Raw genomic sequence first — 25,130 nt, 5'->3', positions numbered from 1 at the left:
ATCCCGGCTGGGAGATCTCGATTCACGAGACGCCACGGTCATGCCATCGCACTCCCTGTTTGCGGATGCTCCTTCGTTCAAGACGCTCCTCCGGTGCGGTTCGCCCGCGCCTGGATGTCGGCTGTCTTGTCGAGACGCCCGCCGCCGGGATTTTCGCCGGTTGCCGTGGCCTCCAACTCCCTTGAGAGGCAATCATGAAGATGACTGGCAACACGATCCTCATCACCGGTGCGACCAGCGGCATCGGCCGCGCGCTGGCTGAAGCTTTCCACGACCGCGGCAACCGCGTCATCGTCACCGGGCGACGGCAGGCCCTGCTCGATCAGATCACGGCTGAACGTCCCGGTCTGATCGGCCTGCCGCTCGACCTCGACGATCCCGCGAGCCTGCCGCGCCTGGCGAGCGAGGTGCGCCAATGCTTCCCCGAGCTCAACGTGCTGATCGCCAATGCCGGCATCTCGCGGCCGGAGGACATGGCTGCGGACGGCTGGGATGCGTCGGACGCGGAAGCCATCGTCCAAACCAACATTCTCGGCGTATTGCGCGTGACGGCCGCGTTCCTGCCGCTGCTGAAGGGACAGCCCAACGCCACGATCCTCGCGACCAGCTCGAACCTCGCTTTCGTGCCGCGGGCCGATTTCCCGGCCTACTGCGCCAGCAAGGCCTTCCTGCACTCCTGGCTGCAGTCGCTGCGGCACCAGCTTCGCAGGATTCCCGTCGAGGTGCTGGAGCTGGCACCGCCCTACGTGCAGACCGAGCTTACAGGCACGCAGCAGGCCAGTGATGCGCGTGCGATGCCGCTGGCCGCCTACATCGCCGAGGTCATGCAATTGCTGGAGCTGCGCGTTCATCCCCGCGACGAAGTGCTGGTCGAACGCGACCGCGCCCGCCGCTGGGCCGAGCGCGACGGCCGCTATGAGGCGACGTTTGCGGCCATGAACCCGAGCTGAGGCGGCGTCCAAAACGAAACTGCCCGGGAGCGGTGATCCACTCCCGGGCAATATCGACGTCTCGAAGTCGTAAGTTTTAGTTCGGCACCGCGGCCTTCGGCGCGGGCTTGGCGGCGACCGCATTCGCGGTGACGCCGTGCAGGAAGTCGTAGGCCGCGTGCAAGGCCTTGTCGTCCTTCTCTTCCGGCGGGACGTAGGACTGCGATCCGGTCTGCTCGGTGCCGTCGGCGGCCTGCAGATGGCCGCGCATCTGGGATTCCGCCATGGTGTCCACCCGGCCCTTCAGCTCCGGCGGCACGTCCTGCAGGATCTCGATGTCGGGCGCGATGCCCTGGGCCTGGATCGAGCGGCCCGACGGCGTGTAATAGCGCGCCGTGGTCAGCGCCAGCGCGCCGTTGCCGGCGCCGAGGGGAATGATGGTCTGCACCGAGCCCTTGCCGAACGAGCGCGTGCCGATGATCGTCGCACGCTTGTGGTCATGCAGCGCGCCGGCCACGATCTCCGAGGCCGAAGCCGAGCCGCCATTGACCAGAATCACCAGCGGCTTGCCCTTGGTGAGGTCGCCGCCATGCGCGGTGAAGCGCTGGGTCTCTTCCGGATTGCGGCCGCGGGTCGAGACGACCTCGCCGCGCTGCAGGAACGCGCTCGAAACCGATACCGCCTGGTCGAGCAGCCCGCCCGGATTGTTGCGCAGGTCCATCACGTAGCCGACCAGCTTCTCCTGCGGAATCTGCTTGGAGATCGCGGCGATCGCCTTCTTCAGGCCGTCGGTGGTCTGCTCGTTGAACGAGGTGACGCGGATATAGCCGATGTCGCCGTTCTCGACGTGGAAGCGAACCGGGCGGACATGGATGATCTCGCGCTTGATCGCAACATCGAGCGGAGCATCGGCGCCCTTGCGCACGATGGTGAGCTTGGTCTGGGTATCGACCGGGCCCTTCATCTTGTTGACGGCCTGCTCGAGCGTCATGCCCTGCACCGCCTCGCCGTCGATCTTGCTGATGAGGTCGCCGGACATGATGCCGGCCTTGGAGGCCGGCGTGTCGTCGATCGGCGATACGACCTTGACCAGGCCCTCCTCCATCGTGACCTCGATGCCGAGGCCGCCGAACTCGCCGGAGGTGGTCTCCTGCATCTCGGTCCAGGCCTTGTCATTCATGTAGCGCGAATGCGGATCGAGCGAGGTCACCATGCCGGTGATCGCCCCCTCGATCAGCTTGGCATTGTCGGGCTTCTCGACGTAGCTCGCCTTCACGCGCTCGAAGACCTCGCCGAACAGATTGAGCTGGGAATAGGCATCACCCGCGCCAGCCGCCGCCCTCGCCGCCCATAGTCCGCCTTGCGGGCCGGATACCAGAAGGGTCAGACACACGCCCGTGAGCGCGCCCAGGGGGAATAGCAGGGATTTTCGCATGGATGACTTGGCCTTCTTCCTTGGAGCTTGCTCGGGGCTCGGGAGCCGCCATGCAAATGGCGATCCAGCCCGTTGTTCACAATACCATTCAGGTTTCTTCAAGGCCGGGATGCCACGCCGACGGGTACACCGTAAAAATCCCTTCGCCCTGACCTAAACTTTTGGCAACGTTCGGAAACCGTCTCACGCCGGGCCAGAATCGGCTGGCCCGTCCATGCCTCGCAGCTATGCGATTTTAGGATGGTTTTGGAGGGCCGGACGGGTTACGCGATGAGACAAGGCTTCAAATTCTCGGGAGGACAACAATGAACGAAGCGCCCCGCATCCGGCCGGAACGGAACGTCGAACTCGGCTCCAGCAACGAGCTGTTCCAGAACCTGCACGAATTCATCCGGAAGGCGCGCGCCAACCTCAACCAGAATGCCTGGGACTACATCGTTGGCGCCGCCGAGACCGAGACCACGATGCGCCGCAACCGCATGGCGCTGGACGAGATCGCGTTCCGGCCTCGCGTACTGCGCGACGTGCGCACGGTCGACGGCTCGGTCGAGCAGTTCGGCCGCAAGATGCGGCTGCCGGTGGTGCTGGCGCCAGTCGGCGCGCTGGAGATTTTCGACCCGCACGGCGCAGCCAGCGTCGCGCGCGCGTGCGGCACCTTCGGTGCGGCGCACATGCTGAGCTCGGTGTCGGAGCCGGGCCTCGAGAAGACCGCCGCAGCCGCTCCCGATGCGCTGCGGCTCTACCAGCTCTATGTCCGCGGCGACGACGACTTCGTCGCCGATGTCGTCAGCCGGAGCGAGAAGAACGGCTACGCCGCCTTCTGCCTGACCGTCGACACGGCCCATTACAGCCGTCGCGAACGTGACATCGCCAAGCGCTATGTCCGAGAGAGCCGGCTGCGCGCCACCGGCGGCGACTACCAGAAGGGGCTGGAGTGGCGGACCGTGAAGATGGTCAAGGACAAGTTCAAGATCCCGCTGATCCTCAAGGGCATCGCCACCGCCGAGGACGCCCAGATCGCGGTCGATCACGGCGTCGAATGGATCTACGTCTCCAACCATGGCGGCCGCCAGCTCGATCACGGCCGCGGCGCCATGCATGTGCTCCCCGAGATCGTCGATGCCGTGAAGGGTCGGGCCAAGATCATGGTCGATGGCGGCTTCTGCCGCGGCACCGACATCGTCAAGGCGATCGCGGCCGGAGCCGACCTCGTCGGCATCGGCCGGCTGCAATGCTGGGCGCTGGCGGCGGCCGGCGAAGCCGGCGTGACGCGGATGCTGGAGCTTCTGGAGGACGAGGTGCTGCGCTGCCTCGGCCTGCTGGGGGCGACCTCCTTCGCAGGGGTCGACAAGTCCTGCCTGCATCCGGCCACCGCGACGAATGCGCCGAGCGTGTTCAGCGCGTTCCCGCTGTTCGACCACGACCCCTATCGATACTGAGTGAAAGGATACAGGTGACCCCGCTCACTCCCGGCAGCGCCGATGCGCTTCTGTTCGATCTCGGGCGCGTCGTGCTCGATATCGATTTCTCCAAGGCGATCGCCTGCTGGGCGGGACATGCGGGCTGCGAGCCCGAAGCCGTCGTCGCGCGCTTTGTGCGTGACAGCGAGGCTTACCGGCTGCACGAGGTCGGCAAGATCAGCGACGAGGATTATTTCCAGTCGCTGCGCGCATCGCTCGGCATCGGCATTTCGGATGCACAATTCCTGGAGGGTTGGAACGCGATCTTCGCCGGCGAGATGCCTGACATCGCCGAGCTGCTGCCGCGCGCCGCCAGGCAAATGCCGCTCTACGCCTTCTCCAACACCAACCAGCCGCATGTCGATTATTTCTCGAAGGAATATGCCGGCCTGCTCGGCCATTTCCGCGAGCTGTACCTCTCATCCAGCATCGGCCTGCGCAAGCCGGACGCGGAAGCCTTCGACCATGTCGTCGCGGCGATCGGCGTGCCGGCAAACCGCATCGTGTTCTTCGATGACCTCGCAGAGAACATCGAGGGCGCCCGTGCCCGCGGCCTGACCGCGGTGCATGTGACCTCGCCGCGGGATGTCGGCAACGCGCTGAGGGCGTTGGGAATCTGACCGATATCCTACTCGTGCGCGGCGCGGTTCCCGGAACTCATTTCGCCCAAAATGAGGAACAAAAGCACTTTGTGCATTTTTGTACGGAGTTCCGGGAACGAATGCCCCCTTCAGGACTCATGAGTCCGTTGGGACTTCTACATCGGACCTATTGTCGTGTTGGGCAAAACCTACCTCACCAAGCAGGCCTCCCTGCTGATGAAATTCGCCAGAACCACCTCGGATTCTGACCTCTCCGCAAAACTGATCAGCAAGGCCGCCGACCTGAAAGCCCAGGCCGATCCGATGCCCGACAGGGATCAGGGTCTGATCGCGCCGGACGTCAGTCCGGGCAAGCAGCCGGGGACCTGACCGATGCTGGCCGTGGCTCTCGTCCTTCTCGTCCTCGCCATGGCCATCCTCGTGCCGGTCTATCTCGCCTTCCGGATCATGCCGCGGCGGATGTGAGTCTCGCTCCTTATCGCCGTGCGGATGACGCAGGATGGATCGTCCTGCGCGGCCACTGCTTTGCCTCTGCGCCTGCACTCGGCTAGAACTCTCGCCGCTGATTTGCCCGAACGGGCGTAGCTGGAGTTTTCACCCGTGGCCCTGATGCCGGTTTCCGACGCGCTTGCCGCGGTGCTTGCCGGCGCGGAGCCCTTGCCTGAAGAAACAGTCGCCCTCGACCAAGCCTTCCACCGCGTGCTGGCGCGCGACGTCGCGGCGCGGCGCACGCAGCCGCCGCAGGCGATGTCGGCGATGGACGGCTATGCGGTGCGCGTGGCTGACGCAGGGAAGATCGATTCCCAGCTCATTGTCATCGGCGAGGTCGCAGCCGGCCGGCCGTTTGCGGGGTCGGTCGGCGCCGGTGAAGCCGTGCGGATCTTCACCGGCGGCGTCGTGCCCGATGGCGCCGATGCGGTCGTGATCCAGGAGGACACGGTCGCCGACGGCAAGCGCATCACGATCAAGGAAGCCGCGGTGACGGGACGGCACATCCGCCCCGCCGGCGTCGACTTCTCGGAAGGCGACGTACTGCTGCGCAAGGGAGCCCGGCTCACCGAGCGCGACCTCGCCCTCGCTGCCGGGATGAACCACCCGCTTCTGCCCGTCCGTCGCCGCCCGAAGGTTGCGATCCTCGCCACCGGCGACGAGCTGGTGATGCCGGGCACCACGCCCGGTCCCGGCCAGATCGTCTATTCCAACGGCTACGCCCTGCACGCGCTCGCCCGCAGCGAGGGCGCCGACACCGTCGATCTCGGCGTCGCCGCCGACACGCTTGCGGCCACCACCGCCGGCATCCGCCGCGCTCGCGAGAGCGGCGCCGACATCCTGATCACGACCGGCGGCGCGTCGGTTGGCGACCACGACCTGGTGCAGCAGGCGCTGCGGGACGAAGGCATCTCGATGGCGTTCTGGAAGATCGCGATGCGACCGGGCAAGCCGATGATGAACGGGCAGCTCGAGGCGATGCGCGTGATCGGCCTGCCCGGCAATCCCGTGTCATCCTACGTTTGCGGTTTCCTGTTTCTGGTGCCGCTGATTCGCGCGCTCTCGGGCCGCTCAACGATTCATCACCGCCGCGAACGCGCCGTGCTCGGCCGCGACGTCGGCGCCAACGACCAGCGCGAAGATTATCTGCGCGCGCGCCTCGATGTGCGCGACGACGGCACGCTCGTTGCCAATCCGGTCAACCACCAGGACTCCTCGTTGCTTGCGAATCTCGCTGCGGCACAGGCACTTCTCGTGCGCGCACCGTTCGCGCCGAAGGCCGAGGCCGGTGCGCCTTGCGAGGTGCTGCGACTGCCCGTCTGACCGCTTCGTTCGCACGCGTTCCGCGAACTTTGTCGCGTTCACGGTAAATTAAGCAGTTGCGGAACATGTATCGAACATATAGTGTCCGTTCATGATTTGTTTCGAGCATGTAGCGGCTTATCGCTGAATTCAGCGTCTCGGAATCGAACGACATCAACCGGGGGATTTTGGTCGAGATGTTAACGCGCAAACAATACGAGCTCCTGCGGTTCATCAGCGAGCGCCTGAAGGAAAGCGGCGTGCCGCCCTCCTTCGACGAGATGAAGGACGCGCTCGACCTGCGCTCGAAGTCGGGCATCCATCGCCTGATCACCGCGCTCGAGGAGCGCGGCTTCATCCGCCGCCTGCCCAACCGCGCCCGCGCCATCGAGGTGATCAAGCTGCCCGAGCTGCAGGCCGCCGCCGGCAACCGCCGCGGCTTCACGCCCAGCGTCATCGAGGGCAATCTCGGCAAGGTGCGCACCACCTCAAGCCCGCCCGCCGACGAGGGCGAGCGTCCCGTCGCGGTGCCCGTGATGGGCCGGATCGCGGCCGGTACGCCGATCGAGGCGTTGCAGACCCGCAGCCACACCATCAGCGTCCCGCCCGACATGCTCGGTTCGGGCGAGCACTACGCGCTCGAAGTGCGCGGCGATTCCATGGTGGAAGCCGGCATCCTCGACGGCGACATGGCGCTGATCCAGCGCAACGAGAGCGCCGACACCGGCGACATCGTCGTGGCCCTGATCGACGACGAAGAGGCGACGCTGAAGCGCTTCCGCCGCCGCGGCGCATCGATCGCGCTGGAGCCCGCCAACGCCGCCTATGAGGTCCGTATCCTGCCGCCCAACCGGGTCAAGATTCAGGGCAAGCTGATCGGGCTATACCGGAAGTACTGAACGCGTCTGCGCGGCGCCGCCTGGCGACCGCGCCTGAAGCGATGGGAGCGGATGATTGTCCGCTCCGGCTGGATAGTCTTTCTGGTTTTGCGCAGATTATCCCGCCACCTCTCCAGCGCTAGATCCTCGGCACGCCGCACGAAGCGCGCATCGCTTCGATGGGCCCTTGAGACCGAGGAGATAACCATGCGCAAGATCGTCTTGAGCACAATCATGTTGGCGCTGATCGCAGGATCGGCGTCGCAAGCCATCGCCGCACAGCCGCACCATGCCCGCAAGGCAACGCCGGCGACAACGAGCGAACAATTCCGCAATGCACGCAACGCCGTGGCGCAGCCGTCGCAACCGGTCTGGCCGTACTCGGGCTGGTCGGCACCTGCAGGCCGCTGACGATTAAGCCCGCTGAATGCACAGGAGCGGGCTTTGTTCCTCCAGTGTTTGAAAAAGATATTGTGATGGCGGCCTGCGGACCCAAGCCGCAGATTTGCCCACAACCCAGCAGAGGCTGATAGTCTTCCACTCTGATAGAGGCCTGCGCCTCGACAAGAGGTGCGGGCTGCTATCTTCGAATGAGGAGCACCCCGATGTGTGACTACAGCCTGCACGCCGTCGCGACGCGTCCCGCAGAAGTCGGCGAGACGATCGTCACGACAACCTTCCGCGGCACCTCGACGCGCGGCTTCGCTTCCGAAGCGGACATGTCCGTCGCCGTCTGTCTGCTGCCGGGAACGGAGCTCGCCTTCGCCGACAACGTCCGTTACGACAATCGCTGGATCTGGACACGCACGATCAACTCGCGCGTCGGCAAGTTCGGCAAGATCGATCCGCACATTCCCGATCGTCATCACGACGCGATCGAATTTCCCGACGGCAAGTACGTGCTGGTGACGCAGCTCGTCGAAGGCCAGCGCGCAACCGTGCTGCAACTGCCCGTGACCCAGCCGCTCGGTGAGCGCGAGCAAACGCCGCAAATCATTGCCGACAGGCCGACGATCACGCGCCTGCCGATCGGCTGATCGGTGCGATCCCCGGCTCGCCAGGTCGGGGCCAGAATGGAAATCGCCATCGCCGGCCGTGGCCGGCGACGTGGTGATGTTTGTGTCTCCTGCCCGCCGCACGAAGTTTGCGCGGCCCTGCCTGAATTTTGAACGTCCGCTCCGCCGACAAATGGCCGATGCTGGTCGTAGCTTGAGGCGGCGGACACGTTCGATGAAAACCTTCATTCGCGTCGTTGAACTCTGGGTGCCCGATAGCACGCGCATGCGGCTGAAATTCGGGGGAGGCCTCTACGGCGAGGGGCTGTCGGCGTTCAAGGCCGTGAGCCAGGCCCTGCGCTTCGGCTACGACGAGGGACTTCCCGGCAAGGCCTGGGCCGCCGGCCATCCCGTCATCCTCACCAAATTCGCCAACTCCTATTTCAAGCGGACCGACCAGGCGCTCGCCGCCGGCCTCACCTGCGGCGTCGCGTTGCCGGTCTTTTCAGGTGAATTCCTCCAGGCCGTGATGGTGCTGTTCTGCGGCGACGATGCGGCGCATGTCGGCGCGATCGAGCTCTGGCACAACGATCCCGATACGTCCCACGAGATGGCGCTCGTCGACGGCTACTATGGCACCGCCGACATGTTCGAGTTCAACTCCCGCCACACCAGGTTTCCGCGCGGCTTCGGCCTGCCCGGCCGGACCTGGAAAGCCGGCCTGCCGCTGATCATCAAGGACCTGCACAACGCCAAGAGTTTCCTGCGCTGGGAAGAGGCCGCAGAGGTCGGGATCAATCTCGGCGTCGGCGTGCCCTACCGCACCGGCAGCGACCAGACCTGGGTGCTGACCTTCCTCTCCGCGCAGGCGACGCCGATCGCGCGGCGGTTCGAGATCTGGGTGCCGAACGAGGCCCGTTCCGCGCTGGTCTATCGCGCCGGCGATTGCAGCGCGCAGATCGACCTTGCCGCGCTCTATGCGACCAGATCCATCGCCAGGGGCGACGGCAGCATCGGCGGCGCCTGGGCGACCGGCATGCCCGCCCTCAACGACGACCTCGCGCATGATGGTTCGGTCGCAGCCACCGAGGCCCGTGCCGCCGGATTGAGCCAGATGGTGGCGCTGCCGGTGATCGGCAGCGCCGGGCTCGACGCCGTGCTGGCCTGGTACCTGTAGCCGGCCCGCTCAGTCGTCGGCCTGCAGATCGGCCTCCGACGGCGTCGCATCCCGGGAAGCCGCCGGCCGCGGCGCAAGGCTCGCGCCGAAATCCGTTTCGCCGGCGGCTGCCGGCGCCCACGGGCGGTCGGTGCCTCTGGCTTTCACCGCCTGGACCGCAAAGCCGTCACCGCGCTGCGTCAGCGCGAGCGCGCCCTGCGCAGCGAGCCGCTGCCGGTCGACGACCATCGCCGCGCAATCCGCCGGCGCGGGACGGGCCGTCACCACCAGCGCGGCGCGGCTGCAATCGTCCGCCAGCGCGTCGATGCGCAGCGCCAGGGCGACCAGGCGGCCGTCGGCGAGCGGCGTGACACAGCCGGCCTCGTCGCACGACACGCCATCACCGAGCGAACCACTCGCGGCATCGCGCGGATCGGCGTCGGCAGCGAGCCATTCCTTCAGCAGAAAGCCGTCCTTGCTGGCCCGGATCAGATCCAGGTGCCCGTCCCTGCCCCGTACCGCAACGCTCTGCCCGTCCCCCGCGATCAGGATATCGGGCTGCCGCGCGGTCAGTCCCCAGACGACCGCAACCAGCAGCACGACCGCGCCCGACCAGCGCAGCGGCGTGCGCAACAGACCCATGACGGTGATCCCGAGGCTGGCTGCGATCAGCGGCGCGATCCCGAACGCCGGCAGGCGGCCGACCGCGCCCGGCAGCGCCGCCACCCAGCGCGAGACCATGACCATCCAGTCGATGCCGATCCCCATCAGCCACCAGAACACGCCGTCGAGCCCGAACGGCGCCGCGAGTAGTCCGAGCAGGCCCATCGGCATCACCAGCGCCGAGACGACAGGCATGGCGCCGAGATTGGCCAGCACGCCGTAGGGCGTGACGCGGTGGAAATGGAAGGCGGCATAGGGCGTGGTCGCAAGGCCCGCGATCAGCGAGGCCAAAAACAGCATCGCGATCTCGCGGCCGCCCCACAGGGCAATGCGCGCGGTCGCGGAATGATCGGGCGAGGCGAACAGGTTCGGCATGCCGATCTGCACCAGTGCGACGAGGCCGAGCGTTGCCGCAAACGACATCTGGAAGCTCGGGTGAACCAGCGCTTCCGGTGCGACTGCCAGCACGATCAGCGCAGCCACCGCCAGCGTGCGAAAGGTGATGGCGCGGCGATCCACCATCACCGCGATCAGCACCACCGCAGTCATGAAGAATGATCTTTGCGTCGCAACCTCCGCACCCGACAGCAGCAGATAGAACGCGGCCGCGACCAGCGCCGCGGCAGCCGACCATTTCTTGATCGGGAAGCCGACCGCCAGTCCCGGGATCAAGGCGAGCAGCGCGCGCACCGCGAAGAACACGACACCGGCCACGACGGCCATGTGATAGCCGGAGATCGAGAGCACGTGTCCAAGGCCAGAGATGAACATGGCATCGTTGACGGGCGTGGTGATCGCATCACGCCGCCCCGTCAGAAGCGCGGTTGCGATCGCGCGGTTGTCGCCGTCGAGCGTGGCGCGGATGCGCGCGTCGATCGCATCGCGCAGGCCCTGCATGAAGGCGGCATAGCGTAGCCGCAGGCCGCCGGTCTCCGGCGGCGCGGAAGCCGTGATCGCGCCCATCACGAAGCCCGACGCGCCGATCCCCTGGAAGAACATGTCGCGCGAGAAATCATAGCTGCCGGGGCGCACCGGCGAGATCGGCGGCATCAGCCGCGCCTTCAACTGCACGAAGCTGCCGACCTCGGGCGCGGTCCCCTTGCGCACTGAAAGCCGCACCCGCTCCAGCTTGACGTCACTGCGCAGCGCGTCCATCGCGGTGACGCGCAGCACGAAACGATCGGTGCGCTCACGGATGTCGCGGGTCTCGACGAAGCCGGACAGCGACACCGAATAGAGCGGCTTTGCCAAAACGGGATGCGCAATGCGCGCCGTCTTCCAGGTCGCCATGGCAAAGCCGGCCGCGGCCGCCGCGATCATGATCGCGGCCGCAAACAGCCGGGGTCGCCGCAACAGGACCGCGCCAAGCAAGAGGGCGATGGCCGTCGTGGCCACGACGGACAGCACCGGCTCATGATCGGCGGCAAAATACAGCGCGATGCCGCTGCCGAAGGCGACAGGGACCCACGGCAACAGCCGCCCGGCGCCACCTTCGGCCTTCACCCATTCACGCAGCGTCCCGACAATCGCAGGCCACGCGCCAAACCCGGCCGGCACGAAGCCCCCGGCCGACGCGGTCCGGCCCGTCGGCCAGGTTCCTGCGATCCCTTGCGAGACACGCTGCGGCCGGCCCGGCTCCGCCATCCCCACACCTTACGATACGCGACTGGCTCAGAGGCTACCGGAACGTGCAGGCGGGCGAATAGCGGTACGGATCGGGAACGGAGGGGCCGAGGCCCTACTTTTCCTCTTCCATCGTCACGGCGACGTCGGCCTTGGCCGACAGCCGGACCTTGTTGCCCTCGACGCCGGCAACGAGGCCCTTGTCGATGAAGTGATGGTGCCCCTTGTGGCTGCCCTCCCCGCTGTCCCTCTTGGTCAGCTTGATGCGGTTGCCTTCGACCTTGTCGACCGTGCCGACATGGACGCCGTCGGCGCCGATGACTTCCATATGCTCTGCGATGTTCTGCATGGTGGGATCCTTGGTTGGGGATCCACCTCAACGCGGCGGGGGCGCGTTCGTTGCTAGTTGTCATTCCGGGCTCGCGACTTCGTCGCGCCTCGGAATGACACTAAAGCAGCGGCGCCTTGGCCGAGGCGTGGTGATTGACGATCTTCCAGTCGCCGTCCTCGCGGATGATGACCCAGCTCATCTTGACGACGAGATCGGGTCGCTCGCCGGCGAGGTCGAAATTGATGGTCGCGCCCATGTTGATGAGGTCAGGCCCGGCCTGCGCCGCATTCACCTCGGAGAAGGCCGCGCTCGGCTTGCGCCAGCGCGGCAGGCCGTTGAAGTAGTCGGCAACGCCGTCCCTGCCCCGATAGAGTTTGGGGTTGGAGCCGAAGAAAAATGCGTTCTTCGCATAGAGCGAGGACAGCGCAGCGGCGTCGAGCGTAGCGAAGCCGGCGCACCATTTCGCGATGATTGCGGAAACGATTGCGTCGGCTTCGTCTTGCATGGCGCCCCTCAGCCCTTGTCGTCTCAGCCCTTGGCGACTTCCTTCGCGAACGTATCGCGCAGGCCGATGGTGCGTGAAAACACCGGCTTGCCCGGCGTCGAGTCCTTGTCGCGCACGAAATAGCCCTGGCGCTCGAACTGCATGGGCTCCATCGAATTGCTCTCGGCGACCGAGGCCTCGATCCGGGCGTCGGAGAGAATCTCCAGCGACTGCGGATTGAGGTCGGCCGCGAAATTCGAGGCGTCCGGGCTCGGATTGGCGAACAGCTGGTTGTAGATGCGGACCTCCGCCGGCACCGAATTGGCCGCCGGCAGCCAGTGCATGGTCGCCTTGACCTTGCGGCCGTCGGGCGCGTTGCCGCCCTTGGTCGCGGGATCATAGGTGCAGCGCAGCTCCACCACCTCGCCCTTGTCGTTCTTGATCACGCCGGTGCACTTGACGAAATAGGCGTAGCGCAGCCGCACCTCGTTGCCCGGCGACAGGCGGAAGAACTTCTTGGGCGGGTTCTCCATGAAGTCGTCCTGCTCGATATAGAGCTCGCGGCCGAACGTGATCTTGCGCGTGCCGGCGGAGGGATCATCGGGGTGATTGATCGCCTCGAGTTCCTCGGTCTGCCCCTCCGGATAATTCTCGATCACGACCTTCAGCGGCTTCAGCACCGCCATGCGCCGCTGCGACGTGCGGTTCAGTTCCTCGCGGATGCAGAACTCGAGCATGCCGACATCGACGACGCTGTTGGCCTTGGCGACACCGATGCGCTTGACGAATTCGCGCAAGGCGGCCGGCGGCACGCCGCGGCGGCGCATCCCCGCCATGGTCGGCATGCGCGGATCGTCCCAGCCGGCGACATGGCCGTCGCGGACGAGCTGGGTCAGCACGCGCTTGGACAGCAGCGTATAGGTCAAATTGAGCCGCGCCATCTCGTACTGGTGCGGCTTGGACGGCACCGGCAGCTTCTCGATGAACCAGTCATAGAGCGGCCGGTGATCTTCGAACTCCAGCGTGCAGATCGAGTGCGTGATGCCTTCGATGGCGTCCGACTGGCCGTGGGCGTAGTCGTAGCTCGGATAGATGCTCCAATTGGTGCCGGTGCGCGGATGGTGCGCATGCAGGATGCGGTAGAGCACGGGGTCGCGCAGGTTGATGTTGCCCGAGGCCATGTCGATCTTGGCCCGCAGCACGCGCGCGCCGTTCGGGAATTCGCCGGCCTTCATGCGGCGGAACAGGTCGAGGTTCTCGTCCACGCTGCGGTCGCGGAACGGCGAGTTCTTGCCGGGCTCGGTCAGGGTGCCGCGCGCAAGACGGATCTCTTCCTGCGACTGGTCGTCGACATAGGCGAGCCCGTCACGGATCAGCTTCTCGGCCCATTCGTACAGGCGGTCGAAATAGTCCGAGGCGTAGAATAGGTTCTTGCCCCAGTCGTAGCCGAGCCAGTGCACGTCGGCCTGGATGGAATCGATATATTCCTGCTCTTCCTTGACCGGGTTGGTGTCGTCGAAGCGCAGATGGCAGCGGCCCGGAAACTCCTGGGCGATGCCGAAATTGAGGGCGATCGACTTGGCGTGGCCGATATGCAGGTAGCCGTTCGGCTCCGGCGGGAACCGGGTCACGATCTCCTTGTACTTGGCCTGGTCGAGGTCGGCCTGGATGATGTCACGAATGAAATCGCGCCCAACTTCAGTCGCCACCGGTTCTGTCATTACGAAAATCCTGTAGGGAAATCAGCGGACCTTCTGCCAAATTCGCTTGGCTGAGCCAAGGCCTTAAGGCGTCCGCTGGCGGGCTTTAGTTATGCTCCGGTCCTGTTATATACCACCGCCTCCAATGCATAGGCCCTGCCAAGAATGACCGATTCCGTCGTCACCCGCTTTGCCCCCTCGCCGACCGGCTTCCTCCACATCGGAGGCGCCCGCACGGCGCTGTTCAACTGGCTCTATGCGAAGAAGCACGGCGGCAAGATGCTGCTCCGGATCGAGGACACCGACCGGGAGCGCTCCACCGAGGCCGCGATCGGCGCGATCCTGGACGGGCTGAAATGGCTGGAGCTCGGCTGGGACGGCGACGTCATCTACCAGTTCAGCCGCGCCGCCCGTCACCGCGAGGTTGCCGAGCAGCTGCTCTCCGACGGCAAGGCCTATCGCTGCTACGCCACCGCGGAAGAGCTCACCGCGATGCGCGAGAAGGCGCGCGCCGAGGGCCGCACCCGCCTCTATGACGGCATGTGGCGCGACCGCGATCCCGCGACCGCCCCGTCGGACGTCAAGCCGACCATCCGCCTCCGCGCGCCGCAGACCGGCGAGACCGTGATCGAGGACCAGGTCCAGGGCCGCGTGGTGTGGCAGAACGAGAACCTCGACGACCTCGTCCTGCTGCGCGGCGATGGCAACCCGACCTACATGCTCGCAGTGGTGGTGGACGACCATGACATGGGCGTTACCCATGTCATCCGCGGCGACGACCATCTGATCAACGCCGCCCGCCAGAAGCAGATCTACGATGCGATGGGCTGGGCGCTGCCGAGCATGTCGCACATCCCCCTGATCCACGGCCCGGACGGCTCAAAGCTCTCCAAGCGCCACGGCGCGCTCGGCGTCGATGCCTATCGCGCCATGGGATACCTCCCGGCGGCGCTCCGCAACTATCTCGTCCGCCTCGGCTGGAGCCATGGCGACCAGGAGATCTTCTCGACCGAGGAGATGATCGCGGCGTTCGATCTCGCCAATGTCGGCCGCGCCGCCGCCCGCTTCGATTTCGCCAAGCTGGAAAACCTCAACGGCCACTACATCCGCCATGCCGACGATCAATCACTCGTGAAGATGTTCGAGGACGTGCTGGACCACGTCGTGCCGGCCCGCGACGAGATTAAGGCCAAGTTAAACGACACCACGCGGGCGCAGCTGCTCAAGGCCATGCCGGCCCTGAAGGAGCGCGCCAAGACGCTGATCGAGCTGATCGACGGCGCCTATTTCATCTTCGCCGACCGGCCGCTGCAGCTCGATCCGAAGGCGGCCGCGCTGCTGACGCCGGAGAATCGCAAGCTGATCGGCCAGCTTCATTCCGCGCTGGAGAAAGTCGAGACGTGGAGCGGCGCCACCACCGAAGCCGCACTGCGTGCTTTTGCGGAGGAAAATAGTCTCAAGCTCGGCGCAGTCGCCCAGCCGCTGCGGGCGGCGCTGACCGGCCGCACCACTTCGCCTGGTATATTTGAGGTTTTGGACGTGCTGGGACGCCAGGAGAGCCTGGGGCGGCTTAAGGATCAATCTACGACGTAAGTAGGCCATGGCTGCCATGATCTTGCAGCGCACACAGCAATAATATACCCATCTCCCCCGTACCTTCTGGAATATCCGGCCTGCCCCACCATCTCTTCGGGGCCTTCCGGGTCCGGCCCGTTTCACCACACATCGGGGACCTCTGATGGACGCAAAATCAAGCAATAAGACCGCCACGCTGACGGTCGGAAATAAGAACTACGACCTCCCGATCCACAGTGGCAGCGTCGGGCCTGACGTCATCGACATCGGCAAGCTGTACGGCCAGTCCGGCCTGTTCACCTACGATCCCGGCTTCACCTCGACCGCGAGCTGCCAGTCCAAGATCACCTACATCGACGGTGATGCGGGCGTGCTGGAATACCGCGGCTACCCGATCGAGCAGCTCGCCGAGAACGGCGACTTCCTCGAGACCTGCTATCTGCTGCTTTACGGGAACCTGCCGACCGCCGCGCAGAAGAAGGATTTCGACGACCGCGTGATCCATCACACGATGGTGCACGAGCAGATGGCCCGCTTCTTCCAGGGCTTCCGCCGCGACGCTCACCCGATGGCGGTGATGGTTGCGTCCGTCGGCGCGCTCGCCGCGTTCTATCACGACTCCACCGACATCAACGATCCGAAGCAGCGCATGATCGCTTCCATGCGCATGATCGCGAAGATCCCGACCTTGGCGGCGATGGCCTACAAGTACACGGTCGGCCAGCCCTTCGTGTACCCGAAGAACTCGCTCTCCTTCGCCGCGAACTTCCTCAACATGTGCTTCGCCGTGCCGTGCGAGGAGTACAAGATCAACCCGGTGCTCGCTGATGCGCTGGACAAGATCTTCATCCTGCACGCCGACCACGAGCAGAACGCCTCGACCTCGACGGTGCGTATCGCCGGCTCCTCCGGCGCCAACCCGTTCGCCTGCATCGCCGCCGGCATCGCCTGCCTCTGGGGCCCGGCGCATGGCGGCGCCAACGAAGCCGCGCTCGCGATGCTCGCCGAGATCGGCACCGTGGACAAGATCCCCGAGTTCATCGCCAAGGTGAAGGACAAGAACTCCGAAGTCCGCCTGATGGGCTTCGGTCACCGCGTCTACAAGAACTACGATCCGCGCGCCAAGATCATGCAGAAGATGTGTCACGCCGTTCTCAAGGAGACCGGCCATGGCGACGATCCGATGCTGAAGGTGGCGCTCGAGCTCGAGAAGATCGCGCTGAGCGACCAGTACTTCATCGACCGCAAGCTGTACCCGAACGTCGACTTCTATTCGGGCATCACGCTGAAGGCGATGGGCTTCCCGGTCTCGATGTTCACCGTGCTGTTCGCGGTCGCCCGCACCGTCGGCTGGATCAGCCAGTGGAGCGAGATGATCGAGGATCCGCAGCAGAAGATCGGCCGTCCGCGCCAGCTCTACACCGGCGTCACCCGCCGCGACTACGTCGCGATCAAGGATCGCAAGTAAGTTCGAACCGTAAGGTCCACCGGAACGGCGCCATCGCAAGATGGCGCCGTTTTCGTTTGCGCGTATCCTTGCAGGGTGAGCAAACGAAGCCCACCCCCAAAGATTTGGAGACCCTGATGCTGAGCGGAAGCTGCCTCTGCGGACATGTCGCCTACGAAGTCGATGCGTCACCGGGCATGATCGTGCACTGCCATTGCCAGACCTGCCGGAAGACGCACGGCTCGGCCTTCTCCACCGTCACCAATGTTCCGCGCGATCGCTTTCGCTGGACGAAGGGCGAAGAGCTGCTGCGCGGATTCGAATCCTCACCCGGCAAGACCCGTTACTTCTGCTCGCAATGCGGATCGCATATCGTCGCAGCACGCGACGGCAAGGACACGGTACTGCTACGGATGGGATGCCTGGACACGCCGATCGCGGAACGGCCCGAGGTGCACATCTGGCGATCGGATGCGGCCAATTGGTACGACCCGAAGGTCGAATTGCCGGAATGGGCGGAAGGCCGGCAGCCAAAACCCTGATCGGATCGCTCCTCGGTCTTGTTGCCGCGCACAACAACAAGTCGGCGCATTGCACCGGCAACAGCTTGACAGTCGAAACGCTCCGCGCGCAAATTCTTACACTAAGTAAGAATGACGACAGGGATGGAAATGCCGGAGCAGCCGAGAAGTCGGCGGCAGACGCGCGCTGCCATATTGACTCATCTGCTTCAGTCGGGCGGCTCGTTCCGCCCGCCGCTGGCCAAGGCCGTGCGCCTGTCGGAAGCGAGCCTCTCGCGTATCCTGTTTGACCTGAAGGCCGAGGGCCTGATCGAGGAAGTGCGGCGCCCTGCCCCCTATGTCGGCGGCCCGACCGGGCTCGTCTCGCTCGATCGCACGGTGGCGCTTGGGGCGCTCGAGCTGACCGGTCAGTGGCTCGGCATCGGCGTCGGCGGCCTGTCGGGCGAGTTGCACTACACCGAGCGCCTGCCGCTGCCGAAGACGGTGACGATCGAGACCGTCGGCCGGGTGTTCCGCGAGGCGCTGATCTTGCTGCGCGACTGGGCGCGCCGCCGCCGTATTGCGCTGGCGCAGATCGGCATCACCATTCCCGGCCTTGGCCGCTTGAGCGAGTTCGGCAATCCGATCATTCCCTGCGACGTCGGGCGCGTCGGTGACATGGTCGGCGAGCTGTTTGCGGACGTCCCGGTCGCCTTCACCAATTCGGTGGTGGCGCATGCCACCTTTCATCGTTGCCGCAACGAGCACTACCCGTTCAGCGACGCACATCTGTTCGTCTTCGTCGGCCAGGGTGTCGCCGGGACATGGATGGACGATCCGGTCGAGGACGACGCGCTTCAGCCGGTCGAGCTCGGCCACATGGTGTTCGGCACAGATGGACCGCGCTGCCGCTGCGGCCATCATGGCTGCGTCGAAGCCTATACGTCGCTGCCGGCGCTGGCCGAACTGCTGCGCACCACAGAAGCGGAATTGCTTCAGCTTGGCAGCGAGTGGACGACCACGATCCCCCTCACCGCGCGGGTGCGCCAGGAGCTGCGGCAGCGGCTCTTCAGGCTCGGGCTTGCCATCGGCAACACACTGAACGTCAAGCCATGTCGCGGCGTTGTCATCAGCGGATGGCCGTCGGCTCTCGCTGAAGACGACCGAAAGGCCGTCATCGACGGGATCGATGCGTGTCTCCTCGGCGGCCGGAAGCTGGCGAAGGTGTCGCTCGCCTTCGTGCCCCCCTCGAACGGCAACGATCCGCAGGCCGCATTGGCCTTCGCCGCCTTCTGTCTCGCCAGCCGCGGTGGAATGCCCGCGGCATCGACGGAGGCCGCCTGACATGCCCTGACGCGCGACCTCAGGCACTCAAACAAGAAGTTCACACCGGGAGGAACTTGCCATGCCGATCACCACAACAAGGCGTCGTCTGCTCGCTGGATCCGCGACCATGCTCGCGCTGCCGGCCTTTGCCCGCGCCCAAGGCGCCGTCAAGCCGCGCCTGACCGCGATCTCGCAATGGTCCGCAGGCAGCGATGGGGCGGCGATCACCGCGCTCGGCAAGAAATTCGAGGAGAAAGGCGGCGTCTGGCAGCACTCGCCCGTCCCCGGCTTCACCACCGAGATGATGAACAAGCTGCGCGCCCAGATCATCGCCGGCGATCCGCCGGCCTGTTCGCAGCTCAAGGGACCCGAGATAGCGGCCTGGTCGAAGATCGCCCCGACCGTCGATCTCGACGCCGTGGTCGCGGCCGCCGGCTATGAGAAGGTCGTCGCTCCCGACCTTGCGAAATTGCACAGGCCGGCGGGCAAGTGGATTGCGCTGCCGTTGCAGATCTACAGCACCAACATGCTGTTCCTGTCCAGGCGCGCAATGGACAAGGCCAAGGCCGACAAGATCCCCGTCACCTGGGCGGAGTTCAACGATCTCGCCGAGAAGATGAAATCCGGCGGCGTCGCCTATCCAGTCGCCAATGGCGGCACCCGCCCCGATGATGGTCAGAAGTTCGAGGCCGCTCTGGCGGGCATGAGCCCCGCCGCCTACCGCGCGGCCATCATGAATCTCGAGAAGAAGGCCCTGGAGGGCCCCGAGATCAAGGCTGCGTTCACGCAGGTCCGCAAGATCGCCGACTGGATGGACCCCAATGTCGGCGCCCAGCACTTCTCGACCAATTTGAAGCGCTTCGTCGACGGCGACATGGGGATGATGATCATGGGCGGCTGGGCGCAGGGCGTGCTGCGCAACGCCGGTTTCAAGTTCGAAGACTTCACGATCGCCCCGGGGCCGAGCGACAATGGCAAGCCGGTCTTCCTGTTGAATGCCGATGCCTTCATCTTCTGGCAGCGCAAGGAGCCTGACCTGCAAGCCGGCCAGACGCTTATGGCCCAGCTCGTCATGGATCCGGCGATCCAGACCATGTACTCGCAGATCACCGGATCGATCCCCGTGCGCACCGATGTCGATCTGTCCGGTGAAGGCTGGTCGGACGGTCAAAGGCGGACCGCCGCAGCTCTGAAAGACGCGATTGCCAGCAACCAGGCCGTCCTCAGTCTTGCGCACAACATGGCGCAGGAAAACGGCATGACCGCAGCGATGATCGACGTCATCACGGAGTTCGTGAAGAACAAGACGATCAAGCCGGAGCAGGCGGCCACGCGCCTCGCCGACGCCGTCGAGAGCGCACGTTGACCATCGCCATCTCGACAAGACCGGGCCGGCCGGCGACCTCTGACATGGTCCGCCGGCTGCCCGAATATTTGATGATATGGGTGCCGCTGCTGCTGTCAGCGGCGCACCTCATTGCGTTTTCGCTGTGGACGATCTGGATCTCGTTCACGCCATCCACTCTGGTCCCGGTCTCGGGCTGGGTGGGTTTGCGCAACTATTCCGCGGTCGCGGCCTCGCGGAACTGGCAGATCGCCCTCGACAATCTGCTGCTGTTCGGCAGCGCCTTCGTGCTGCTCAGCCTGGCAACCGGCCTCATCCTTGCGATCCTGCTTGATCAGCGCATTCGCGGCGAGAACGTGCTGCGCTCCATCTTCCTCTATCCGCTGGCGGTGTCGTTCGTGGTCACCGGCACGGTCTGGAGCTGGCTGCTCAATCCCGGCCTTGGCATCCAGAAGCTGGTCCACGACCTCGGCTGGACCTCCTTCCGGTTCGACTGGCTGATCGACCGCGACATGGCGATCTGGACCATTGTCATCGCTGCGATCTGGCAATCCTCGGGGTTTGCCATGGCGCTCTTCCTCGCCGGCCTCCGCTCCGTCGATGCCGACCTGATCAAGGCCGCGCAGATCGACGGCGCCGGACCTATCCGGATGTACCGGCGCGTCATCCTGCCGACGCTGTGGCCGATCACCATCACCGTCATCGTCATCGAGCTGCAGTTCGCAATTTCAACCTTCGACCTCGTCCGCGCGCTCACCAATGGCGGGCCAGGAATTGCGACCCAGCTGCCGGCCCTCGTCGTCTATGACCTGATGTTCCAGCGCAGCCTGCTCGGTCGGGGAGCCGCGGCGGCCGTCCTCATGCTGCTCATTCTTCTCGCGGTGCTGCTGCCCTATGCGGCGTGGCGTTACGTCCAGCGGCGGCGGGCGCTCCATGCGTGAGCGAAGCTTCACCCCAAGCCGGATCCTGATCTATCTCGTCGTTTCGCTGGTCGCCGCAGCGTGGCTCGCGCCGTTGGCCGTTGTGGTGCTGAACTCACTGCGGACCAACGAGGAGATCGCGCAGGGCTCCATGATCGGCTGGCCGCAGCATCTGGCCTGGGGCAATTACGCCGCCGCCTGGAGCGGCTTCTGCGTCGCCGAGACCTGCGCTGGCATCCGGCCGTACATGCTGAACTCGGCGCTCGTGACCATTCCCGCGACGATCTTCTCCACCCTGCTTGGTGCTATCGCCGGTTACGCGGTGTCGCTCTGGCGCTTCCGCGGCGACAGCTGGATTTACGGGATCGTCACGCTCGGCATCTTCCTTCCACAGCAGATGCGTCTGCTGCCCTGGACCATCGTGCTGCGCGATACCGGCCTGATGAACACGCTCACGGGCCTGGTCGTGATCCACACGATCCAGGGGCTGTCCTTCACTACCCTGTTCTGTCGAAACTACTACGTGGCGATCCCGCAGGAGCTGATCAGGGCGGCGCGCATCGACGGCGCTGGGTTCTTTCGCATTTTCTGGCGCATCATCCTGCCGCTGTCGCCGCCGATCCTGGTCGTCACCGTGATCTGGCAGTTCACCCATATCTGGAACGAGTTTCTCTACGGCGTGACGTTCACGACCGGTCAGCAGCAGCCGGTCACCGCCGCGCTGATCGCGCTCTCCGCCGCGGTCGCCGATATCCCGCAGCATGGCGTGCAAAGCGCCGCGGTGATGATCGCCGCCCTTCCGACCCTGCTGATCTATCTGATCGGCGGAAAATACTTCGTACGCGGCCTCACCGCCGGCGCGGTGAAATGATGGATGTGTCATGGCAGCACTGAGCATTCGCGCTTTGTCGAAGCGCTACGCCAATCTGGAGGTGCTGAAGGGCATCGACCTCGACATCGAGAGCGGCGAGTTCACCGTGCTGGTCGGACCGTCCGGCTGCGGCAAGTCCACGCTGCTCAACATCGTCGCCGGGCTCGATCGTGCCAGCGACGGCACGGTGGAAATCGGCGGGCGCGTGGTCAACGACGTCCCGCCGAAGGACCGCGACATCGCGATGGTGTTCCAGTCCTACGCGCTCTATCCGTCGATGACGGTGCGCCAGAACATCACCTTCGGCATGGAGTGCCGGCATGTGCCGAAGGCGGAGCAGGAGAAGGCGGTCGCGAATGTCGCAAAACTGCTCCAGATCGAGCCGCTGCTCGGCCGCAAGCCGTCGCAGCTCTCCGGCGGCCAGCGCCAGCGCGTGGCGATGGGGCGCGCGCTGGTGCGCGATCCCCTGCTCTTCCTGTTCGACGAACCGCTGTCCAATCTCGATGCAAAACTGCGGGTCGAGATGCGGATGGAGATCAAGCGGCTGCATCAGCGTATCGGCGCCACCATCGTCTATGTCACCCACGACCAGATCGAGGCGATGACGATGGCGACGCGCATCGCCGTGATGCATCGGGGCGTGGTTCAGCAATTCGCCGACCCCGACACGGTCTACCGCTATCCCGCCAATCTGTTCGTCGCCCGTTTCATGGGCTCACCGCCGATGAACACGATGGCGGCCCGGCTCGAGGCCGACGCCGACGGCCCCGTGGTCGTGATCGGCGCGGGCCGGGCGGACGAGGTTCGTCTGCGCCTGCAGGGCTACGACGCCGCGCAGTCCTATGTCGGCCGCGAGGTGGTGCTCGGGATCAGGCCGGAATGCATCGCCGAGGGCGACCGCGTGTTCTCCGGAGCCGCGAGCGCGCCTGTCATCGTCTCCGCGCCGGTCGAGCTGGTCGAGCCCACGGGCGCGGAGACCATCGTCCTGCTGCGGCTTGGCGGCGAGGCCGCGCAGGCGCGCATCTCGCCGGACATCCGCCCGACGCCGGGAGCCTCCGCCTCCTTCGCGCTCGACACCCGCCGCATCTGCCTGTTCGACCCCGAGACGGAGCGACTGATCGCATGACTGACGTCACCTATTCCAGCCTCGCCGGCCGCGTGGTGCTGATCACCGGCGGCGCCAGCGGCATCGGCGCCGCCTTCGTCCGCGCCTTCGCCGGCCAGGGCGCCCGCGTCGCTTTCCTCGACATCGATACGCAGGCGGGCGAAGCGCTGGCGCGGGAATTGGCGAAGACCTCCGCCGCCGCACCACTGTTCGTGCCGTGCGATCTCCTCGACATCGAGGCCCTGCGCACCGCCATGGCAGAGGTCCGCCGATCGCTCGGCGATGCCGCCGTCCTCGTCAACAATGCCGCCAACGACCAGCGCCAGGTGCTGGCCGAGGTGACCTCGGCCGAGTTCGACTGGATGATCGGCGTCAACTTCAAGCACGTCTTTTTTGCCGCGCAGGCCATCGTGCCGCAGATGCAGGCACGCGGCGGCGGTTCGATCATCAACATGTCGTCGGTGGCCTGGATGCGCGGTGCGCCGGCACTGCCGGTCTACGCTGGGGCGAAGGCGGCGATTGCCGGCTTCACCAACTCGCTGGCCAGGATCGTCGGTCCCGACCGCATTCGCGTCAATGCCATCGCGCCGGGCATGGTGATCACCGAGCGCCAGCGCCGCCTCTGGTTTCCGGACGAGCAGAAGATCTCCGAGATGCGCACCCGCCAGGCCGTTCCCGATGCGGTGACGCCCGAGGACGTCGCCAGCCTGGCGCTGTTCCTCGCATCCGACGAGAGCCGGCGCATCACCAGCCAGTGTTTTCGGGTGGATGGCGGGTTGGCGTAGGGACCTCGGGGCCAGATCAGCCAAGCATTCGGTATCGTAGATTCCATGGGGCGGTGAGCGTGGCCTTTCCGGTAGGTTTGGGTTTCCACACTCGAACCCACGGAGAGTCAGATGCAAGCATCGACTGTAGGCACGCTCACCAGCGACCATAATGGCACAATTTTCCTTGCGATCGAACTCAGTCAGAAGACGTGGCTGGTGACGCTGCACAGCCCGGATCGTGATCGGATCTCGCGCCACAAGCTCGAGGGCGGCGATCATGCGGGGCTGCTGGAACTGATTGAGAAGGCCCGCAGGCGGGTGGCGGATAAGCTCGGCTGCGTGCCGCGGGTCGTGAGCTGCTACGAGGCCGGTTACGATGGCTTCTGGCTGCATCGTCTGCTGGAAGCCGCCGGGATCACGAACTACGTGTTCGACCCCGCCAGTATTGCGGTGGAGCAGCGATCGCGGCGGGCCAAGACGGACCGGATCGACGGCGAGCTTCTGCTGCGCACCTTGATGGCCTATTTGCGCGGCGAGCCGCGGGTGGTTCGGATCGTGCGGGTGCCGAGTGTGGCGCAGGAGGACGCCAGGCGCGCCAGCCGTGAACGCGATCGGCTGGTCACGGAGCAGACGGCCCACACCAACCGGATCAAGGCGCTGTTGCGTCTTCAGGGGATGGCGGTCGGCAATCCGCGGCGGCGAGACTGGCTTGCCTGGCTGGCACGCCAGCGCGACTGGCAGGGGCAGCCGCTGCCACCGCATCTGTTGGCCGAAGTAACACGCGAGCACGCCCGCCTGATGCTGATGCGTGAGCAGCTTGCGGTCCTGGAAGAGGCCCAGCCCCTTGCGGTTCCTGCGCAGACGGCCGAGCGGCAGGATCTGCTGCGGCGGCTCAAGGCGCTCGGTCCGGCCTTCACCGCGACGCTGACCAACGAGGTGTTCTACAAGGACTTCCGCAACCGCCGCGAGGTCGCCAGCTACGTCGGATTGGCGCCCAGTCCCTGGCAGAGCGGCGGCATCGATCGCGAGCAGGGCATCAGCAAGGCTGGCAATCCACGCGCCCGCCTCAAGGCGATCGAACTGGCCTGGCTGTGGCTGCGGCATCAACCGGACAGCGCGCTCAGCCGCTGGTTCCGTGACCGCATCGCCAACGCCGGCAAGCGCGCCAAACGCGTCGCCATCGTCGCGCTGGCGCGCAAGCTGATCGTGGCGCTGTGGCGTTACCTC

24 protein-coding genes are annotated in these 25,130 nt (G+C 65.6%); 19 read left to right on the top strand and 5 right to left on the bottom strand.

All coding sequences use genetic code 11. From position 1 onward, the window contains the following. The first annotated feature begins 194 nt into the window (after positions 1-194). Positions 195-950, top strand: coding sequence for an SDR family oxidoreductase (locus tag VGR99_RS05290; protein WP_326897257.1), 756 nt, complete (start codon positions 195-197; stop codon positions 948-950). A gap of 76 nt (positions 951-1,026) precedes the next feature. Here the strand turns inward: VGR99_RS05290 and VGR99_RS05285 are convergent, their stop codons facing one another. Then, entirely contained in the window at positions 1,027-2,364 is a 1,338-nt protein-coding gene (locus VGR99_RS05285) for a S41 family peptidase (RefSeq protein ID WP_326897256.1), read from the bottom strand. A 305-nt stretch (positions 2,365-2,669) separates the two neighbouring features. Here VGR99_RS05285 and VGR99_RS05280 point away from each other — a divergent pair, with 305 nt between their 5' ends. The 8 genes from VGR99_RS05280 (at position 2,670) to VGR99_RS05245 (ending at position 9,267) form a co-directional block, all read left to right on the top strand. Continuing rightward, complete coding sequence (locus VGR99_RS05280; RefSeq protein WP_326897255.1) at positions 2,670-3,803, top strand: alpha-hydroxy acid oxidase; 1,134 nt, start codon at positions 2,670-2,672, stop codon at positions 3,801-3,803. Between the two features lie 8 nt (positions 3,804-3,811). After that, the gene (locus VGR99_RS05275) at positions 3,812-4,444 is read left to right on the top strand and encodes an HAD family phosphatase (protein WP_326897324.1); all 633 of its coding nucleotides are present in this window, start codon (positions 3,812-3,814) and stop codon (positions 4,442-4,444) included. 156 nt (positions 4,445-4,600) lie between these two features. After that, complete coding sequence (locus VGR99_RS05270; protein ID WP_326897254.1) at positions 4,601-4,795, top strand: hypothetical protein; 195 nt, start codon at positions 4,601-4,603, stop codon at positions 4,793-4,795. A 231-nt stretch (positions 4,796-5,026) separates the two neighbouring features. Next, the gene (gene glp / locus VGR99_RS05265) at positions 5,027-6,238 is read left to right on the top strand and encodes a gephyrin-like molybdotransferase Glp (protein WP_326897253.1); all 1,212 of its coding nucleotides are present in this window, start codon (positions 5,027-5,029) and stop codon (positions 6,236-6,238) included. A gap of 176 nt (positions 6,239-6,414) precedes the next feature. Further along, positions 6,415-7,116 (top strand): transcriptional repressor LexA, encoded by a 702-nt coding sequence (lexA, locus tag VGR99_RS05260; protein ID WP_027559402.1) that lies wholly within the window; start codon positions 6,415-6,417, stop codon positions 7,114-7,116. 186 nt (positions 7,117-7,302) lie between these two features. Then, positions 7,303-7,506 (top strand): hypothetical protein, encoded by a 204-nt coding sequence (locus VGR99_RS05255; protein WP_326897252.1) that lies wholly within the window; start codon positions 7,303-7,305, stop codon positions 7,504-7,506. A 194-nt stretch (positions 7,507-7,700) separates the two neighbouring features. Next, the gene (locus VGR99_RS05250; protein WP_326897251.1) at positions 7,701-8,132 is read left to right on the top strand and encodes a hypothetical protein; all 432 of its coding nucleotides are present in this window, start codon (positions 7,701-7,703) and stop codon (positions 8,130-8,132) included. Positions 8,133-8,325: 193 nt separating this feature from the next. Continuing rightward, entirely contained in the window at positions 8,326-9,267 is a 942-nt protein-coding gene (locus VGR99_RS05245; RefSeq protein ID WP_326897250.1) for a GAF domain-containing protein, read from the top strand. A 9-nt stretch (positions 9,268-9,276) separates the two neighbouring features. Here VGR99_RS05245 and VGR99_RS05240 read toward each other — a convergent pair whose 3' ends face one another. From VGR99_RS05240 to VGR99_RS05225, 4 genes are all read right to left on the bottom strand, one after another. Beyond that, positions 9,277-11,553 (bottom strand): ComEC/Rec2 family competence protein, encoded by a 2,277-nt coding sequence (locus VGR99_RS05240; protein WP_326897249.1) that lies wholly within the window; start codon positions 11,551-11,553, stop codon positions 9,277-9,279. A 94-nt stretch (positions 11,554-11,647) separates the two neighbouring features. After that, the gene (locus VGR99_RS05235; protein ID WP_326897248.1) at positions 11,648-11,881 is read right to left on the bottom strand and encodes a DUF2171 domain-containing protein; all 234 of its coding nucleotides are present in this window, start codon (positions 11,879-11,881) and stop codon (positions 11,648-11,650) included. Positions 11,882-11,981: 100 nt separating this feature from the next. Continuing rightward, positions 11,982-12,368: a nuclear transport factor 2 family protein gene (locus VGR99_RS05230; RefSeq protein WP_326897247.1), complete on the bottom strand. Its 387-nt coding sequence runs from the start codon at positions 12,366-12,368 to the stop codon at positions 11,982-11,984. Positions 12,369-12,391: 23 nt separating this feature from the next. Beyond that, on the bottom strand, positions 12,392-14,068 hold the full coding sequence (locus VGR99_RS05225; RefSeq protein ID WP_326897246.1) for a glutamine--tRNA ligase/YqeY domain fusion protein: 1,677 nt from the start codon (positions 14,066-14,068) through the stop codon (positions 12,392-12,394). A gap of 144 nt (positions 14,069-14,212) precedes the next feature. On the opposite strand from VGR99_RS05225, the gene gltX reads away from it, so the two are divergent. The 10 genes from gltX to VGR99_RS05175 form a co-directional block, all read left to right on the top strand. Beyond that, positions 14,213-15,640 (top strand): glutamate--tRNA ligase, encoded by a 1,428-nt coding sequence (gene gltX / locus VGR99_RS05220; protein ID WP_326897245.1) that lies wholly within the window; start codon positions 14,213-14,215, stop codon positions 15,638-15,640. Between the two features lie 145 nt (positions 15,641-15,785). Beyond that, positions 15,786-17,090: a citrate synthase gene (gene gltA, locus VGR99_RS05215; RefSeq protein WP_326897244.1), complete on the top strand. Its 1,305-nt coding sequence runs from the start codon at positions 15,786-15,788 to the stop codon at positions 17,088-17,090. Between the two features lie 116 nt (positions 17,091-17,206). After that, positions 17,207-17,611, top strand: a complete 405-nt coding sequence (locus VGR99_RS05210; protein ID WP_326897243.1) for a GFA family protein — start codon at positions 17,207-17,209, stop codon at positions 17,609-17,611. A 123-nt stretch (positions 17,612-17,734) separates the two neighbouring features. Further along, positions 17,735-18,913 (top strand): ROK family transcriptional regulator, encoded by a 1,179-nt coding sequence (locus tag VGR99_RS05205; protein WP_326897323.1) that lies wholly within the window; start codon positions 17,735-17,737, stop codon positions 18,911-18,913. A gap of 61 nt (positions 18,914-18,974) precedes the next feature. Next, a complete protein-coding gene (locus VGR99_RS05200) occupies positions 18,975-20,261 on the top strand; it encodes an ABC transporter substrate-binding protein (RefSeq protein WP_326897242.1) in 1,287 nt (428 codons plus the stop codon). Continuing rightward, the gene (locus VGR99_RS05195) at positions 20,258-21,181 is read left to right on the top strand and encodes a sugar ABC transporter permease (RefSeq protein ID WP_326897241.1); all 924 of its coding nucleotides are present in this window, start codon (positions 20,258-20,260) and stop codon (positions 21,179-21,181) included. The genes VGR99_RS05200 and VGR99_RS05195 overlap by 4 nt, the downstream gene beginning before the upstream one ends. After that, positions 21,174-22,031 (top strand): carbohydrate ABC transporter permease, encoded by an 858-nt coding sequence (locus tag VGR99_RS05190; RefSeq protein WP_326897240.1) that lies wholly within the window; start codon positions 21,174-21,176, stop codon positions 22,029-22,031. The genes VGR99_RS05195 and VGR99_RS05190 overlap by 8 nt, the downstream gene beginning before the upstream one ends. Before the next feature lie 10 nt (positions 22,032-22,041). Further along, entirely contained in the window at positions 22,042-23,157 is a 1,116-nt protein-coding gene (locus VGR99_RS05185; protein WP_326897239.1) for a sn-glycerol-3-phosphate ABC transporter ATP-binding protein UgpC, read from the top strand. Next, complete coding sequence (locus VGR99_RS05180) at positions 23,154-23,921, top strand: SDR family NAD(P)-dependent oxidoreductase (RefSeq protein WP_326897238.1); 768 nt, start codon at positions 23,154-23,156, stop codon at positions 23,919-23,921. Before VGR99_RS05185 ends, VGR99_RS05180 begins: the two co-directional genes overlap by 4 nt. Before the next feature lie 111 nt (positions 23,922-24,032). Then, positions 24,033-25,130, top strand: a 1,098-nt coding sequence (locus tag VGR99_RS05175) for an IS110 family transposase (protein WP_326897237.1), incomplete at its 3' end; no start/stop codon positions are given.

Source organism: Bradyrhizobium sp. (assembly GCF_035935975.1).
Taxonomy (GTDB): domain Bacteria; phylum Pseudomonadota; class Alphaproteobacteria; order Rhizobiales; family Xanthobacteraceae; genus Bradyrhizobium.
Note: the sequence above shows the minus strand (reverse complement) of the source record. Positions and strands in the feature narration are given on the sequence as shown.